Genomic DNA, 14390 nt, shown 5'->3' on the forward strand with positions numbered 1-14390 from the left:
GGCTAGGACTTCGGGGCCTCCTTGAGGAGTCGGCGAAACCGCCGGTGGACCGCTTCGCCGAGCTGCTGGCCGAAGCCGGCCTCGCACCCTTCGCCCGGCTGGTCCACGACCCGGACTCCGAACGGGGCCTCCTGGACGCCCACTTGCTGGCCCGCCACCCGCCACCCGCAAGGCGCTACCGGAGGCGCCTCAGTCCGTCCCCTCGGGCGGCGTGGTGCGCGACGCACGACGCCCCTGCCACCACATGCTCACACCGGCGAGACCTCCGGCGGCGACGAAGAAGCCCGCCTTGACCGCGGCCTTCCCGGACAGCCAGGCCGCGCCGACGCCCAGGTTCAGCCCCAGCCACCAAAAGATCGCGCACACGCCCGCCGCGGCGAGCAGTCCCGCCACGACACCCATTGCGGCCCGCGGCCATTGGCGTCCGCCGGCACCGTCCCCCGTGTCACTGGTCATGCGCACAACACTAGGGGACGGCGGGTGCGGCCTTCGTCCGTACGAAGGATGACCGGGCGCGCGACTTTCGTCGCGAAAAGCCTCCGAGTCCCGACCCGAAAGTCTCTGACGGCACGAACCCGTCACGGACGCCGATGGGCGTTGAGCCGGGCGGCCTGGCGCGTCAGGTGGTCGCGCTCGGCGAGGTTGGGTGCCTTGTGGGCCGCCTCGGCGTACAGCCGGGCCGCGGTCGTCAGGTCGCCGTCGCGCTCGTGGAGGTACGCGGCCACTGCGGCGTGGCGGGGCAGTGAGTCGTCCAGCGCCGCGAGCGCCGCCAGGCCGGCGCGCGGTCCGTCCGCCTCGCCGATGGCGACCGCGCGGTTGAGGCGTACGACCGGGCTCTCCGTCAGGCGCGCGAGCTCGTCGTACCACTCCACGATCTGCACCCAGTCGGTCTCCTCGGCGGTGCGCGCGTCGGCGTGGAGCGCCGCGATGGCGGCCTGGGCCTGGAACTCGCCCAACCGGTTGCGGGCGAGGGCTGCCTGCAGGACGCGGACGCCCTCGGCGATCGACGCCGTGTCCCACCGGCCCCGGTCCTGCTCGGCGAGCGGTACGAGGCTGCCGTCGGGGGCGGTCCGGGTGGCGCGCCGGGCATGGTGGAGCAGCATGAGGGCGAGCAGCCCCGCCACTTCAGGGTGGTCGATCGCGCCGGCGAGCTGCCGGGTCAGCCGGATCGCCTCGGCGGCGAGGTCCACGTCGCCGGAGTAGCCCTCGTTGAAGACCAGGTAGAGGACGCGCAACACGGTGGCGACGTCGCCGGGCTGATCGAAGCGCACGCCGGAGAGGGTCCGCTTCGCCCGGCTGATCCTCTGCGCCATGGTCGCCTCGGGCACCAGGTACGCCTGGGCGATCTGGCGGGTGGTGAGACCGCCGACGGCGCGCAGGGTGAGCGCGACCGCCGACGACGGCGTCAGCGAGGGGTGGGCGCACAGGAAGTACAGCTGGAGCGTGTCGTCCACAGCGGGCGAGGGCCCGGGCGCCGGCTCCTCCTCGACGCGGTCCTCACGCCTGCGCCGTGAGGCGTCCGACCGGGTCGCGTCGAGGAACCGGCGCCAGGCCACGGTGACCAGCCAGCCCTTCGCATCCCGCGGCGGGTCGGCCGGCCAGACACGGACCGCCTCGACCAAGGCGTCCTGTACGGCGTCCTCGGCCGCCGCGAAGTCTGCTCCGCGGCGGACGAGGACCGCGAGGACGCCCGGTGTGAGGCTCCGGAGCAGTGCCTCGTCCATGGACGGGGTCATTCGGTGATGGTGGGGGGCGCAGCCAGGAACGGGCGCAGCTCGACCCACTCGTGGATCGGCTTCCCGCCCGCCCCGGGGGCGGCCGACAGCTCCCCGGCCAGCTCGACGGCGCGCTCGTAGCTGTCGACGTCGATCACCATCCACCCGGCGATCAAGTCCTTGGTCTCGGCGAACGGCCCGTCGGTGACCGGCGGGCGCCCCTCACCGTCGTACCGGACGAACGTCCCCTCGGGGGCGAGCGCCTGCCCGTCGACGAACTCGCCGGTCCCCTCAAGCCGGGCCGCGAAGTCGCGCATGTACTGCATGTGCGCCGAGATCTCCTCGGGCGTCCACTGGTCCATGGGCACGTCGTTGACCGGAGCCGGGGCGCCACGGTAGTGCTTGAGCAGCAGGTACTTGGCCATGGTGGTTCTCCTCGGTACTGGTGCGACCCATTCTGGCTGCCTTCACTCCGAGGACGGAGCCGCCCACGACTTCTCGACACTCCCGTCCCATATCTTTTCGGTCGGGCGCGGGTCCGTGGTGTGCGCAGCAGCGTGTCCGCGTCGCGCACTCGCACTGACGAAGGTGTTCACGGATCGTGTGGTCGGCGAGTGGGGGATGGCTGTGACATCTGGCGGCAAGGCTGTGGACGATGACCGTTACCCCGGTCCACGGGGCTCGGACCTGTGAGTTCGCCCCTTTTTTAGCGCGGACGTGGGCGGAGTCGAGGACGGCTCGGGAGAGGTCGAGGAGGCTGGCGTCGTCGAGCCGGTACAGGATCTCCTCGTGCAGCCGGCCCCACACTCCGGCCCTCGACCAGATCAGAAACCGGCGGTGGGCCGTCGACTTCGATATCCCGAAACAGGGCGGCAACGACCGCCAGGCGCACCCGCTGACGAGGACGTAGATGATCGCCGCGAACAGCGTCTCATCAGGCGTGTCCTGCGTCCCGCCGCCCTGCAGCCTCACCCTCTCGACGGCGGGATCAGCGGCTCCGCGATCTCCCATAACCCGTCCGGAACAATCCAACTCCACGTACCCCGCCCCATACCGACGTCAACGACGGAAGGCGCCGCCGCGCGGGCATGCGCTGAGCCGCATGCTGGCCGGTCGCGTTCGAGGTCCCGTCCAAGCCGGTTGGGACGTCCCCGGCCCGTCCCCCCTGCCCCGTGACCGCCTTCCGGCCGCTGCGGGTCCATCGATCGAAGGACCCCGGCGCTCCTTCGACAGCACGCTGTGCCGGGGCACCGGCCCTGCCTAGAGTCCAAGATGTGTTGACAGATCGAGTGATTCACGCACGCAACGTGCGAAAGAACTATGGCGGGCGCCTGGTCCTGGATGTGGGCGAGCTGAGCGTGGACAAGGGCGAGATCTTCGCGCTGCTCGGTCCCAACGGCGCCGGCAAGACCACCTTCACCGAGATCCTGGAGGGCCTGCGCGAACGCGACAGCGGTGAGATCACCGTGCTCGGCGAGGACCCGGGGACCGCCAACGCGGCCTGGCGCACCAACGTCGGTGTCGTGCTGCAGGACTCCCACGACTACCCCCAGCTGACCGTCCGCGAGATCCTCGCCCACTTCGCCTCGCTCCACGCCCACGCACGCGACGTCACGGAACTGCTGGAGGCGGTCGGCCTGCGAGAGCAGCAGGGCCGGCGCGCCAGCCGGCTGTCCGGCGGTCAGCGCCGCCGCCTGGACGTGGCGTTGGGCCTCATCGGCAACCCCGAGCTGCTGTTCCTCGACGAGCCCACCACCGGGTTCGACCCCGAAGCACGCCGCCAGTTCTGGGAGCTGGTCAAGAGGCTGCGGGCCGATGGCACCACGATCGTGCTCACCACCCACTACCTGGACGAGGCCGAGTACCTGGCCGACCGTGTGGCGGTCATCGCCGACGGACGCGTCCTCGACGTGGACACCCCCGGCCGCCTCGGCGGCCGCCACCTGACCAAGGCCGTCGTCGGCTGGACCGACGAGCACGGCCCGCACCGCGTCGAGACCGACGACCCCACCGCCGCGGTGGTCGACCTCGCCGGACGCTACGGCGGCAGCATCCCCCAGCTGACCGTGGCGCGCCCCAGCCTGGAAGACGTATACCTGCACATGATCGGAGACAACACGTGAGCGCGCCCCCGACCCTCCGCCGCACGCACGCCCCGCGGCTCGCCCTGCCGCTGTGGAAGGTCGCGGCCGCGCGCAGCGCCCTGGAAATCAAGCAGTTCTTCCGGGAGAAGGGGCAGGTGATCTTCACGTTCGCTATGCCCCTGCTCATGCTCGTCCTGCTGGCCTCGATCTTCAAGCAGCGCATCGGCGACACCGGCGTCGACGCCCAGCAGATCTACGTCACCGGCATGCTCGGCGTGGGCATCATGTCCACCAGCTTCCAGAGCATGGTCCTGCAGGTCGTCGGCGAACGTTCCAACGGCACCCTCAAGCGCCTGCGCACCACACCGATGCCCAAGAGCGCCTACTTCACCGGCAAGCTCGCCGTGGTGATGGTGTCCAGCATCGGACAGGCCGTCGTCCTCCTGGGACTGGGCACCGCGTTCTTCGGTCTCCAACTGCCCACCGACCCCGCCCGCTGGGCCACCTTCGCCTGGGTCTACCTCCTGGGCATCGTCAGCTGCACTCTCCTCGGCCTCGCCTACAGCAGCTTCGTCGCCCCGCAGAGTGCCGGCGCCATGGTCTTCCTGCCCGTCATCGTGCTGCAGTTCAACTCCGGCGTCTTCGTCCCCTTCAACGACCTGCCCCACCCGCTGCGGACGATAGCCTCGTTCTTCCCCATGAAGTGGATCTGTCAGGGCATGCGCTCGGTGTTCCTGCCCGACACCTTCCAGCCGTACGAGCCGGGCCACTCATGGGGCCATGGACAGACCGCGCTGGCGCTCGGCGCCTACGCCGTAGTGGGATTGATCGTATGCCTGAAGACATTTCGCTGGAAGGGCCGCAACGACGGCTGAACACGGCCACGGCCACGGCTCCGGAGCACAAGGCGGCCGCCCCCGCTCCGGAGCCCTCGGCCGCCGAACCCGGGGACAACGGCCAGGGCTGGCTGCTGCGGATCCTCCTGGGCTGGCACGCCTCCTTCACCCTGATGGGCATCGTGCTGGAGCTGCTGCTGTGGACCGACGGCGCACCCTGGTTCGCCCACCTCGTCCTCTACGGCCTCGCCGCCGAGCAATGCTCAGTACCTGTGGATCAACCTCGGAGGGCATGCGGAGGGCGTACCTTCCCGATTGATCCTGTGATGGTCACCGAGTAGGCCGGCGTTGCGAGCGCCGGTCGGGAAGGCACGCCCCGTGCTCACCGTAGTGAATGACGACGCCTCCACACGAGACGGCTCCTTGATCGACGACATCGTCCGTGAGGGCGCCCGGCGCATGCTCGCCGCGGCTCTTGAGGCGGAAGTCGACGCCTATATCGCCGAGTTGGCCGGGGATCGCGATGAGCGCGGCCGCCGCCTGGTCGTCCGTAACGGTCACCACCAGCCTCGGAAGGTCACCACTTCGGCCGGATCGGTGGAGGTCCAGGCCCCGCGGGTGAACGACAGGCGCGTGGATGAGGCGACGGGCGAGCGCCGCCGGTTCTCCTCGGCGATCTTGCCGCCGTGGTGCCGCAAGTCCCCGAGGATCGCCGAAGTACTGCCCCTGCTCTACCTGCACGGCCTGTCGACCGGCGACTTCGTGCCCGCGATGGAACAGTTCTTGGGCAGCTCCGCCGGACTGTCCCCGGCCACGGTCACCCGGCTGACGGCCCAGTGGCAGGACGACCACGCCGCCTTCCAGGATCGCGATTTGTCCCAGACCGACTACGTCTACATCTGGGTCGACGGTATCCACCTGCGCATACGCCTGGACCAGGCCAAAGCCGCAGTCCTGGTCGTGCTCGGGGTGCGCGCGGACGGCACCAAGGAGCTGGTGGCCATGGCCGACGGCTACCGCGAATCGGCCGAGGCGTGGGCTGGCCTGCTGCGCGACTGCGCACGCCGGGGCATGCGCGCCCCGGTCCTGGCCGTCGGCGACGGCGCTCTCGGGTTCTGGAAGGCCCTGCGCGAGGTCTTCCCCGAAACTCGCGAACAGAGGTGCTGGGTCCACAAAACCGCCAACATCCTCGACTCCATGCCGAAGTCCGCACAGCCCGCGGCGAAGAAGGCCCTGCAGGACGTCTACAACGCCGAGGACCGCGAACACGCCGAGCAGGCCATCGAGGTGTTCACCAAGCTCTACCAGGCGAAGTTCCCCAAGGCCGTCACCAAGGTCACTGGCGACCAGGACGAGCTGCTGGCCTTCTACGACTATCCCGCCGAGCACTGGATCCACCTGCGCACGACCAACCCGATCGAGTCGACCTTCGCCACCGTGCGGCTTCGGACCAAGGTCACCAAGGGCGCCGGGTCCCGCGCAGCCGGACTCGCGATGGTGTTCAAGCTGGTCGAGTCCGCCCAGGCCCGCTGGCGTGCCGTCAACGGCGCCCACCTGGTCGCGCTCGTCCGTGCCGGCGCCTGCTTCGAACGCGGCCTGCTCGTCGAGCGTGCCGAGGCCCTCGCAGCCTGATCAGGGGCTGCGAGGGCCGGGCAAGGGGGTTACGCGGTGGTGGGGCTGCTGCTGGTCCCGGCGCGCAGGGCCGCGATGAGCCAGGCGAACACGGGCGCAAGGCTCGGCGGGAGGGGCCAGGCGTTGATCACGGCAAGGAGGTGCCAGTAGCGTTCCGCGCGCGGGTCGTTGGCGGTCTCCAGGCGCGTCAACAACCACTCGCGCAGCTCGCCGTCGTCCGCACGGTTGAAGGCTCGGGCGTAGCGCGCGGTCAGGTCACGGACGACGGGCACGGACTCGGCGGAGGCCGGGGCGATGCCGGCGGCGAGGGCGTCGCCGACCCGGTCGCGGACGGCTTCGGTGAGCTCCTGGTGCAGGCCGGTGGTGTCGCCCTGGGCACGCTCGTTCGCCTGGTGCTCGGCCATCCGTCGCACGGAGGCGCGGAAGGCCGGGTCCTGGGTGAGTTCGGCGAGCTCGACCCAGGCTTCGACCTGCTCGGGTTCGGGGTCGTCGGGCAGCTCGGGCATGGCCGAACGCATCAGGGCCACGAAGTCGGGGTTGGCTTCGAGACCGCCGAAGGTGTCGTCGATGAAATCGTTGACGAGGCGTCGGCGGTCGTCGTCGGAGAGTTTCGCGAGCTTGTGCATGAGGTCCATCTCCTTGGGAGTAGAGCCCCGTTTGGCCACCTCCCGCAGCACCGCGCGTCGCAGTCGAAGGGTGCGGATCTGCACCTCCAGTGCGTCGGCGTGTGCCGCCGCGACCTCGGGCACCGAGATCTGCCGGTCCAGCACCTGCCGGATGACGGCAAGTTCCAGGCCCAGGTCGCGAAGAGTGCGCACCAGATCCAGGCGTGCAAGCGCGGTGATGTCGTAGAGCCGGTAGCCAGCCGGGCTTCGGTTGGTCGACGGCACGATCCCGGTGTCGGAGTAGAACCGTATGGTCTTGACCGTCAGCCCGGTCCTACGGGCCAGAGCCCCGATCGTGAAGAGTCCGTCGCCGTCCATGCCCCCACCCTTGTGTCTCCCCTTACTGGAGACTCAAGTCATCTTCCCTCCGCCCCACGGGACCGAGACAGCTGCCTCATCCACAGGTCTTGACAATTGCTCCCTTGGACGCTGCCGCTCGAGCAGTACGCGAACGCTGGGTCAACCAATCCATGGCAGGCGACGAGTACTACGACTACGTGCTGGTCGGCCGCCCAGCCATCGCACCTGACGGCCAGCCGTGGCCGACCCCGCAGTCATCCTGACCTGGGATTTCACGGAACTCCGGCCAGAGCCAAAAAATTCGGGATCGGCATCACTGTCGCAGCCCACCTCCCCCCGTTCGAGTACTGGGATCTGTACACCAAGCGTGAACTACTCATTTCTGCGAACCCGGACCGTTCGCCGCGAGCCAGGCCCGGATAGCTTGCGCCTCCCTCAGACGTCCGAGGCTGGCAAGCAGGTCTGCCTGCAGGTCCAGCACTCCACAGAGCGGTGAAAGGAACCGCTCGGGTACAGCTTCCACAAGCCCGCGGTAGATCTCCACCGCTTCCCCTGCCGTCCGCAGTGCCCCAGGCAGGTCCTCTTGTACCTCGTAACGCACCCATGCCCAAACGGACAGCGATTTAGCGAGAGGTTCCTGGGCAACAGGATCGCCATCAGCCAGCCGACGGTAGATCTCCACCGCCTGCTCCATGGGGGCCAGGGCTTCACTCCCACGCCCCACCTCCACCAGCAGGCCGCCGAGCTTGGACAGCGAGACAGCGAGGTCGGCTTCGTGGACGGCGGGATTGTCGGCAGCCAGCCGACGCCGGATCTCTACCGCCTCCTGCTCGGCGGTCAGGGCCTCGCCCATACGCCCCATCCCCGCTAGGAAGGCTCGGAGGTTGGACAGCGAGGTGGCGAGGTGGGGCCCATGAACGGTGGGATTGTCGGCAGCCAGCCGACGGTAGACCGCCACCGCCTGCTCGGTGGCGGTCAGGGCCTCGCCCCGACGCCCCACCTCCGCCAGCCAAACACCGAGGCTGACCAGCGAGACAGCGAGGTCGGGTTCGTAGACGGCGGGATTGGCGGCAGCCAACCGACGGTAGATCTCCACCGCCTCCTGCTCGGCGGTCAGGGCCTCGCCCACACGCCCCATCCCCGCAAGCAGGCTGCCGAGGTTGGACAGCGAGATAGCGACGTGGGGTTCGTGGACGGCGGGGTTGCCGGCAGCCAGCCGACGGTGGAACGCGAATGCCTGCTCGGTGGCGGTCAGGGCCTCGCCCACACGCCCCATCCCCGCCAGCAGGCTGCCGAGGTTGACCAGCGAGACAGCGAGGCCGGGTTCGTGGACGGCGGGATTGTCGGCAGCCAACCGACGCCGGATCTCCACGGCCTCCTGCTCGGCGGTCAGGGCCTCGCCCCGACGCCCTACCTCGCCCAGCCTATTGCCGAGGTTGGACAGCGAGGCAGCGAGGCCGGGTTCGTGGGCGGCGGGATTGGCGGCAGCCAGCCGACGCCAAATCTCCACGGCCTCCTGCTCGGCGGTCAGGGCCTCGCCCACACGCCCTACCTCCGCCAGCCTATTGCCGAGGTTGGACAGCGAGATGGCGAGGAGGGGTTCGTGGGCGGCGGGGTTGCCGGCAGCCAGCCGACGGTAGATCTCCACCGCCTGCTCGGTGGGGGTCAGGGCCTCGCCCACACGCCCTACCTCCGCCAGCCTATTGCCGAGGTTGCCCAACGAGATGGCGAGGTGGGGTTCGTAGACGGCGGGATTGGCGGCAGCCAGCCGACGCCGGATCTCCACGGCCTCGTGCTCGGCGGCCAGGGCCTCGCCCCGACGCCCCACCTCGCCCAGCCTATTGCCGAGCTCAGACAGCGAGATGGCAAGGTAGGGCTCATGGACGGCGGGATTGGCGGCAGCCAGCCGACGCCGGATCTCTACCGCCTGCTCGGTGGGGGTCAGGGCCTCGCCCACACGCCCCACCTCCGCCAGCAGACTGCCGAGGGTGGACAGCGAGGTGGCGAGGTCGATCTCGTGTCCGGGGTAGGTGGGGGTGAGGTCACGCAAGACTTGCACGGCTTGCTGGGCGTTGGCGAGGGCCTCGTTGTAAAGGCCGGCTAAGTGCTGGCGTACCGCAAGGGTGACGTGGATGCGGACGCGGGTGGCGGGGTCGCGGGTGGCGGCCAGGCGGTGGTGTGCCAGGCGCGTGGTGAGGGCGGCAATTCCGATGTTGAGGTCGGTGTGATTGATTTCGGGGAAGTGGGGTTCGATGATTTCCAGGACGGTGATGTCCAGGGTAGTGAGGTCGGCCAGGCGGGTCAGGGCGGCGCTGCCGGCGGCCAGGGCAAGTTCGGGGTGGCGGCGCAGAAGCGGGTCTAGGTGCTGGGTGGTCAGGTGAGGCCAGCGGCGGGCTGCCTCGATCATGACCGACAGGGCCTGGCGGGTGTAGGGGGAAGGTCCGCTGTCCTGGTGGTCGGGGGCGAGCAGCGCGGCGGGTGTGGTGAGGGTCCAGGGGTCGGTGGCGTGGTAGCCGAACTCATCCTCGTGGCCAGGCAGGGTCAGTGCGAGGTAGTCCTCGCCGAGGCGGTCGGGGGAGAGCGGGTCCAGGACCAGGCCGAGCTCGGTGGGCGGGTAGCAGCGGGTGTGGTCTTCGGCCAGTTGCCCGCCGGCGGCTGGGGTATCGGCGGCGCCGGTACGGGTGAGGGCTGCTGCGGCATCGGCGGGGGGCAGGGCGCCTGTGAGGGTGGCCACGTACACGGCCCGGCCCATGGTCTGCTCGGTGGCGCGCAGCGGACCGTGGCCCTGGTCGTGGAAGGAGCGCCAGTGGTCGTGTTCACGGTCCAGCAGGTAGGAGGAAAGGCTCGCCTGGCCGCTGCCGGTCGGGGGCGTCTTCCCGCGGCTGGCGGCGTCCACGTCGACCAGGGCACGCATGTGGACGGTCAGAGGCAGGGCGAACACCGGGTCATCGAGATTGCCGGGTACGCCGATTCTGGCTGGGTGGGTGTGGGTGAAGATCTCGGCGAACCGGTCGCGAGCCGCGACGTACATGTCGGCGCGTACCCCCGGGGTGTCCGGGAGTCCTTCGAGGCGGAGGGCATCGACGTCGAGAATGTCGAGTTTCGTGAACTGGTGTGCCAGGCCCTGCCACCAGGTACCGGCGGGGCGGGCCAGCAGCAGAATGCGCAGCTTGTCGCGGGCGGCGTCACGGTGCTGGTGTACCAGCGTGATCAAGTCTTCCAAGGGCCAGCGTTCGGCGTAGTCCACAATCAGGACCAGGCCCGGGGCCCGCACGGTCAGAGTCTGGTCACCGTCCCCAGCCGAGGCGGCCTCACTGCGGTGCCGCGCGAGCGCGACGGCCCATCCGGCTCCGGCCGAGCGTGCGGCGAACTCGGCGGCCAGCCGGGTCTTGCCTGACCCGCCCTCGGCGTGCACCAGGCGCACCGACAGGCCCGGCGGCTCGCCGTCGCGCCAGGACTCCAATAATGCCAGCTCCGGCCGGGGGATGAAGGGAACGATCTGGTGGCGGGCTGTCAGGAGTCGGCTGGGCACCCGGGCCAGCCCGGCGGGCACTGCGGCCGACACGGTGAGGGGGAAGGGCTCCACCCGGTACGGCGGGGTACCGCGGTAGATGTAGTTGTACTGGTCCCCGTGCTGCACGGCATTGACCCGGCCACTGGCGGTGGCCGTGATGATCTGTATGTACCCCGCGCCCTCCTGGGGGCCTACCGGCGTGTCCACGCTTCAGTCCTCCTCTCCCCCTCCCCTTCTTCTTACGCGCCGGACGCGGGAGGCTGGGTACCGGGGGAGTCCATGTAGTGGTTGTGCTGGGTGCCGTCTTGCACGGCGTTGACCACGCCGTGGTCACGGGCGGTGTTGTGCTGTACCCACTGCTGCTGCACCGCTGGCAGTGCTGCCCGCATCCCGGCCGTTTGCACCTCCAGTTCCTCAGCTGCGTCGGGATGCGCGGCCAGGAACCTTTCCAGCTCCCCCTGCCACAGCCCGACCAGCACCCCGCGGGCAGTCCCGGCATCCGGGCTCCGGGCAACTAGAGCCGCACCGTCGTCCAGCCGCGCCTCAAGACCGGCATGCAGGTCAGGGCTGCGGCGGCGGATGAATGCCGAGAATCCGCCACGGACAGTGGTCCAGGCGTCCGTGGCCATCGCGGCCACGATCGTTGTCGCACCGGTCATGGCCAACTCCGCAATCTCCTGCTGTGTCATCAAGGTCCTCCCCAACCCTCAAGTCCCGATGCCGGCGGACGCACAAAGGGCAGGCCGGAACAGTTCCCGCTCCACCGGCAGCGTCACCGCGTCCCGCTTCGCGTTCCTGATCACCCTCAGGCACCGTCCAGTGCCCGACCGGCCCATCCATACCCCCCAGCCGCTGCCCCCTTGGCAGCAAAATCCTGCTGAACCATGCCTGAGCACAATGGCCGAACCTGCAAAGCACGCTCACCCGGTTGAAGGTCTCGTGACATGTTCGTTGCAATACCTCATGCAAGGGGGGCAGTGGGGCCGAGTGGCCGATCGTCCTAAGCTGAATCGCCCGGGGCGCTTCGCCGACGTACCAGGCGCCAGGCCTGGCAGTCCCGGATGCGAGCTTCTCACGCCGCGGCTGGCTGCTTCCTCCACCTCGAACTCGACGTCCAGGTGCGGGGCGAACACGTCCGGGCACACGGTCAACTCCGTGGTGTAGGTGCCGAACCGCATGATGTGGCCGGTCAGGTACGAGCTGATCAGGGCCAGGTCCTCCCCGGTGATCTGCCATCCCTCCGACTTGAGTTCACGAATCACGTTCATCAGGTCCAGGGCCGTATGGAAGATCACGCAAACACCGACCCTTCGGGCGCGGGCGCGGCACCCTGGGCATCTGGGCGGTGGGCCGCACGCGGCGGCCACCACGATCAGGACCTCCGCGGTGAACTCCACCGCCTCCAGCCGCACATCGACGTTCGGAAAACAGCACATCGTCCAGCGAGCAGACCCCCACCAGCGAGACATGCCCTGCCGGAACGTTCCCTCACTCGGCTCCTGACCTGGGATTTCACGGAACTCCGGTCAGAGCCGTTTTCGCAGATCCTCATCACGGGGGGCGGAAAGAGCACGTGACCGCCGTGGTGGCCGTTCAGGCGCGGTGACACGTCCCGGACACATACGCGACGTGTCACCGCAGGTCAGCGCCGACGCTGACGTTCGCGTACTCCCTAATGACGTCGACCTGCTCGGATTCTGGAACAGCGGCACGACCCTGACGGCGCTCCTGGCCCTGGACATCGGCCGGTCCGGCACCAACCGCAGGTTGGCCCCGGACAGCTGAACTCCGCCTTCGGTGCTCACCTACGCGCCGTAGGTCAGGATGGCAAGGGCGCTGTCTGGTGCAGGCGGGCGCCGAGGGTGGTGGCGAAGTCCTCTGCTCGGGCCAGCTGGATTCTTCGCCACCGAAGGTGGAAGCAGTATTCCGTCAGGCCAGCCATCAGTGCCCGCGTGGAGCGGGGCCCGAGGCCGACGGCTGACTCCGCTGCCATCGGCCTTACGCCTCGCAGTTGTACTGTTTGGCGAGATTGTCGACGGCCTCCAGGATCACGGTGCGGGAGGCCGCGGTGAGGGCCGCCTCGTCCCACTTCTCCGCCACGACGACGCCGGGTGCGACCTCTAGCGAGACGGTGACGTACTCGGCGTCCGCCTTCATCTTCTTCAGGCACCCGGCGGGGAGCTGGACCTCGCTCTGCCGGGGGCCCACCCATCCCGAACGGCCGTCGGGAAGCCCGGTGGCACCGTTGGCCGGGCTGTTCAGGGTGTTGGCGGGACGGACGGCGAGGGCGTACTGGAGCGGGCCCTCGGTGGCCTTTTCCGGGACCCGGATGACGAAGCAGGTGGTGGAGAAGACGGGGTCCGCCCCGGACCCGCCGCTCTCGTCGACCGTGAGCCGGCCGCCCTTGCCGTCGGACAGCAGCCCTGCGGTCTTCTCGGTGAGCATGCCGAGGCAGAGGTTCTGCGCACGCAGGTCCTTCAGCGTGCTGGGCCACAGCTGGATGGCGGCGACGACTGCCACCGAGACCACGAGCACGGCTGGCAGGGCCAGGTACTTCCTGTACATCGGTACCCCTCGGAGGACGACGGCGGTCGCTGCGGTACCCCGCATCACGCTGTCGACGACGGACCGGTTCGTAGTGTTCTGCCGTTGTCGGCGAAATCCTGTGGTGGGGCAGTGCACCCGCTTGAGCGGGGTGGTTCACGGGGGAAGGCACTGCCTCGCCGTCGAGGTCCCCCGGCACGCGGGTGGTGTTGGCGGCGGTGCGACACGGTTCTGCTATGTCCGGTCGGCGGCCACGGGTCGGACGGCTGCCGCCGCAAGGGTCTGCTTCGTGGCGGCGGCGAAGGCTGGGCCTTCTCGCAGTGAAGCCTGAGGGCTCAGTGCTTCACTTCCTCGTGGGCGTTGCGGGCGCTGTTTTCCACTTTGGTGAGCAGGTCCTGCCGGGTGGGCTCGTCCATGGAGCGGGTCTGTGCCCAGGTGCGGGCCATGTCAAGGCCCTGGGCCCGCAGGCGCTCCGGGCGTTGCCCTTCGGGGGTGTTTCGCAGTGCCTGGAGCCACGTGGCGGTGAGGCGGCCGGCCGGCTCCGCCTGGTCTGCCTGTTCGGTGAGCAGGCAGTCGAAGACCGTAGTGTGCCATTTCCGGGCCTCTTGGGCGTCCTGGCCTACGGCTGCGTCGGCGATGCCGTCCAGGATGCCGAGAGCGCGGGCGTTCTTCGTCGGCTGCAACGAGAGATCTACGCCGGTCGCGTCCGCAGGGACGGCTGCAAGCTGCCCAGCTGCGGTGTGGGTCTCTGCCATGCGCAGCAGGGCATATGCCTGGGGGTTCACCGCCACCGCGCGCAGGGTTTTTGTGAGCACGTTATTCCAGACCGACAGGTGATAGGTACCCTCGGCTTCCCAGGGCGACTTGTTGTCGCCTGCGTTCACTACGTACTCGTTGTCAAGGCCGGCGAGCATCTCATGTACGTCGGGGGCGTAGCCGGCCAGGGCGGTGGCAAGGGGCACCCTCAATGCGGGGTCGAGCTCGATCTTCTGCGACTGGACCCAGCCGAGCGCAAAGATGACGTCCTTCATCGCCTGCGCCTGCGCCTGGGTGTGACGCCCCGGTTGGCTGCCCGCAGTCGCCTTTACGATCGCCTCCCC

At 69.3% G+C, this 14390-nt stretch carries 14 protein-coding genes and 2 pseudogenes; 6 read left to right on the forward strand and 10 right to left on the reverse strand.

Annotated elements, in window-relative coordinates; all coding sequences use genetic code 11:
* Positions 1-41: 41 nt before the first annotated feature.
* Positions 42-155: pseudogene (locus tag OHA65_RS38255) on the forward strand (SAM-dependent methyltransferase); the annotation flags it as partial.
* A 34-nt stretch (positions 156-189) separates the two neighbouring features.
* Here the strand turns inward: OHA65_RS38255 and OHA65_RS38260 are convergent.
* The 4 genes and pseudogenes from OHA65_RS38260 to OHA65_RS38275 form a co-directional block, all read right to left on the reverse strand.
* Positions 190-456: a hypothetical protein gene (locus OHA65_RS38260; protein ID WP_327286569.1), complete on the reverse strand. Its 267-nt coding sequence runs from the start codon at positions 454-456 to the stop codon at positions 190-192.
* 122 nt (positions 457-578) lie between these two features.
* Positions 579-1736 (reverse strand): DUF6596 domain-containing protein, encoded by a 1158-nt coding sequence (locus OHA65_RS38265; RefSeq protein ID WP_327286448.1) that lies wholly within the window; start codon positions 1734-1736, stop codon positions 579-581.
* Complete coding sequence (locus OHA65_RS38270; protein ID WP_327286449.1) at positions 1733-2140, reverse strand: YciI family protein; 408 nt, start codon at positions 2138-2140, stop codon at positions 1733-1735. The genes OHA65_RS38265 and OHA65_RS38270 overlap by 4 nt, the downstream gene beginning before the upstream one ends.
* A 239-nt stretch (positions 2141-2379) precedes the next feature.
* Positions 2380-2767, reverse strand: a pseudogene (locus OHA65_RS38275) (transposase); the annotation flags it as partial.
* A 222-nt stretch (positions 2768-2989) separates the two neighbouring features.
* Here OHA65_RS38275 and OHA65_RS38280 point away from each other — a divergent pair.
* The 4 genes from OHA65_RS38280 to OHA65_RS38295 are packed head-to-tail and all read left to right on the forward strand — an operon-like array spanning position 2990 to position 6267.
* The gene (locus OHA65_RS38280; RefSeq protein ID WP_371647335.1) at positions 2990-3838 is read left to right on the forward strand and encodes an ABC transporter ATP-binding protein; all 849 of its coding nucleotides are present in this window, start codon (positions 2990-2992) and stop codon (positions 3836-3838) included.
* Complete coding sequence (locus tag OHA65_RS38285) at positions 3835-4674, forward strand: ABC transporter permease (protein ID WP_331736420.1); 840 nt, start codon at positions 3835-3837, stop codon at positions 4672-4674. Before OHA65_RS38280 ends, OHA65_RS38285 begins: the two co-directional genes overlap by 4 nt.
* Positions 4632-4976: a hypothetical protein gene (locus tag OHA65_RS38290; RefSeq protein ID WP_331736422.1), complete on the forward strand. Its 345-nt coding sequence runs from the start codon at positions 4632-4634 to the stop codon at positions 4974-4976. Before OHA65_RS38285 ends, OHA65_RS38290 begins: the two co-directional genes overlap by 43 nt.
* 37 nt (positions 4977-5013) lie before the next feature.
* A complete protein-coding gene (locus OHA65_RS38295; RefSeq protein ID WP_329316970.1) occupies positions 5014-6267 on the forward strand; it encodes an IS256 family transposase in 1254 nt (417 codons plus the stop codon).
* A gap of 29 nt (positions 6268-6296) precedes the next feature.
* Here the strand turns inward: OHA65_RS38295 and OHA65_RS38300 are convergent, their stop codons facing one another.
* From OHA65_RS38300 to OHA65_RS38315, 4 genes are all read right to left on the reverse strand, one after another.
* Entirely contained in the window at positions 6297-7250 is a 954-nt protein-coding gene (locus OHA65_RS38300) for a MerR family transcriptional regulator (RefSeq protein ID WP_331736423.1), read from the reverse strand.
* Positions 7251-7608: 358 nt separating this feature from the next.
* Complete coding sequence (locus OHA65_RS38305) at positions 7609-10953, reverse strand: tetratricopeptide repeat protein (protein WP_331736425.1); 3345 nt, start codon at positions 10951-10953, stop codon at positions 7609-7611.
* A 32-nt stretch (positions 10954-10985) separates the two neighbouring features.
* Positions 10986-11435, reverse strand: a complete 450-nt coding sequence (locus OHA65_RS38310; protein ID WP_329316976.1) for a hypothetical protein — start codon at positions 11433-11435, stop codon at positions 10986-10988.
* A gap of 231 nt (positions 11436-11666) precedes the next feature.
* The gene (locus OHA65_RS38315) at positions 11667-12215 is read right to left on the reverse strand and encodes a Tn3 family transposase (RefSeq protein ID WP_405763596.1); all 549 of its coding nucleotides are present in this window, start codon (positions 12213-12215) and stop codon (positions 11667-11669) included.
* Positions 12216-12375: 160 nt separating this feature from the next.
* Between OHA65_RS38315 and OHA65_RS38320 the strand changes: the two genes are divergently transcribed.
* Complete coding sequence (locus OHA65_RS38320) at positions 12376-12531, forward strand: hypothetical protein (RefSeq protein WP_329316978.1); 156 nt, start codon at positions 12376-12378, stop codon at positions 12529-12531.
* 213 nt (positions 12532-12744) lie between these two features.
* Here the strand turns inward: OHA65_RS38320 and OHA65_RS38325 are convergent, their stop codons facing one another.
* Positions 12745-13311: a hypothetical protein gene (locus OHA65_RS38325; protein WP_329316980.1), complete on the reverse strand. Its 567-nt coding sequence runs from the start codon at positions 13309-13311 to the stop codon at positions 12745-12747.
* Positions 13312-13625: 314 nt separating this feature from the next.
* On the reverse strand, positions 13626-14321 hold the full coding sequence (locus OHA65_RS38330) for a hypothetical protein (RefSeq protein ID WP_329316982.1): 696 nt from the start codon (positions 14319-14321) through the stop codon (positions 13626-13628).
* Between the last annotated feature and the right edge of the window lie 69 nt (positions 14322-14390).

Origin of the sequence: Streptomyces sp. NBC_00045, from assembly GCF_045041095.1 — a bacterium.
Lineage (GTDB): Bacteria > Actinomycetota > Actinomycetes > Streptomycetales > Streptomycetaceae > Streptomyces.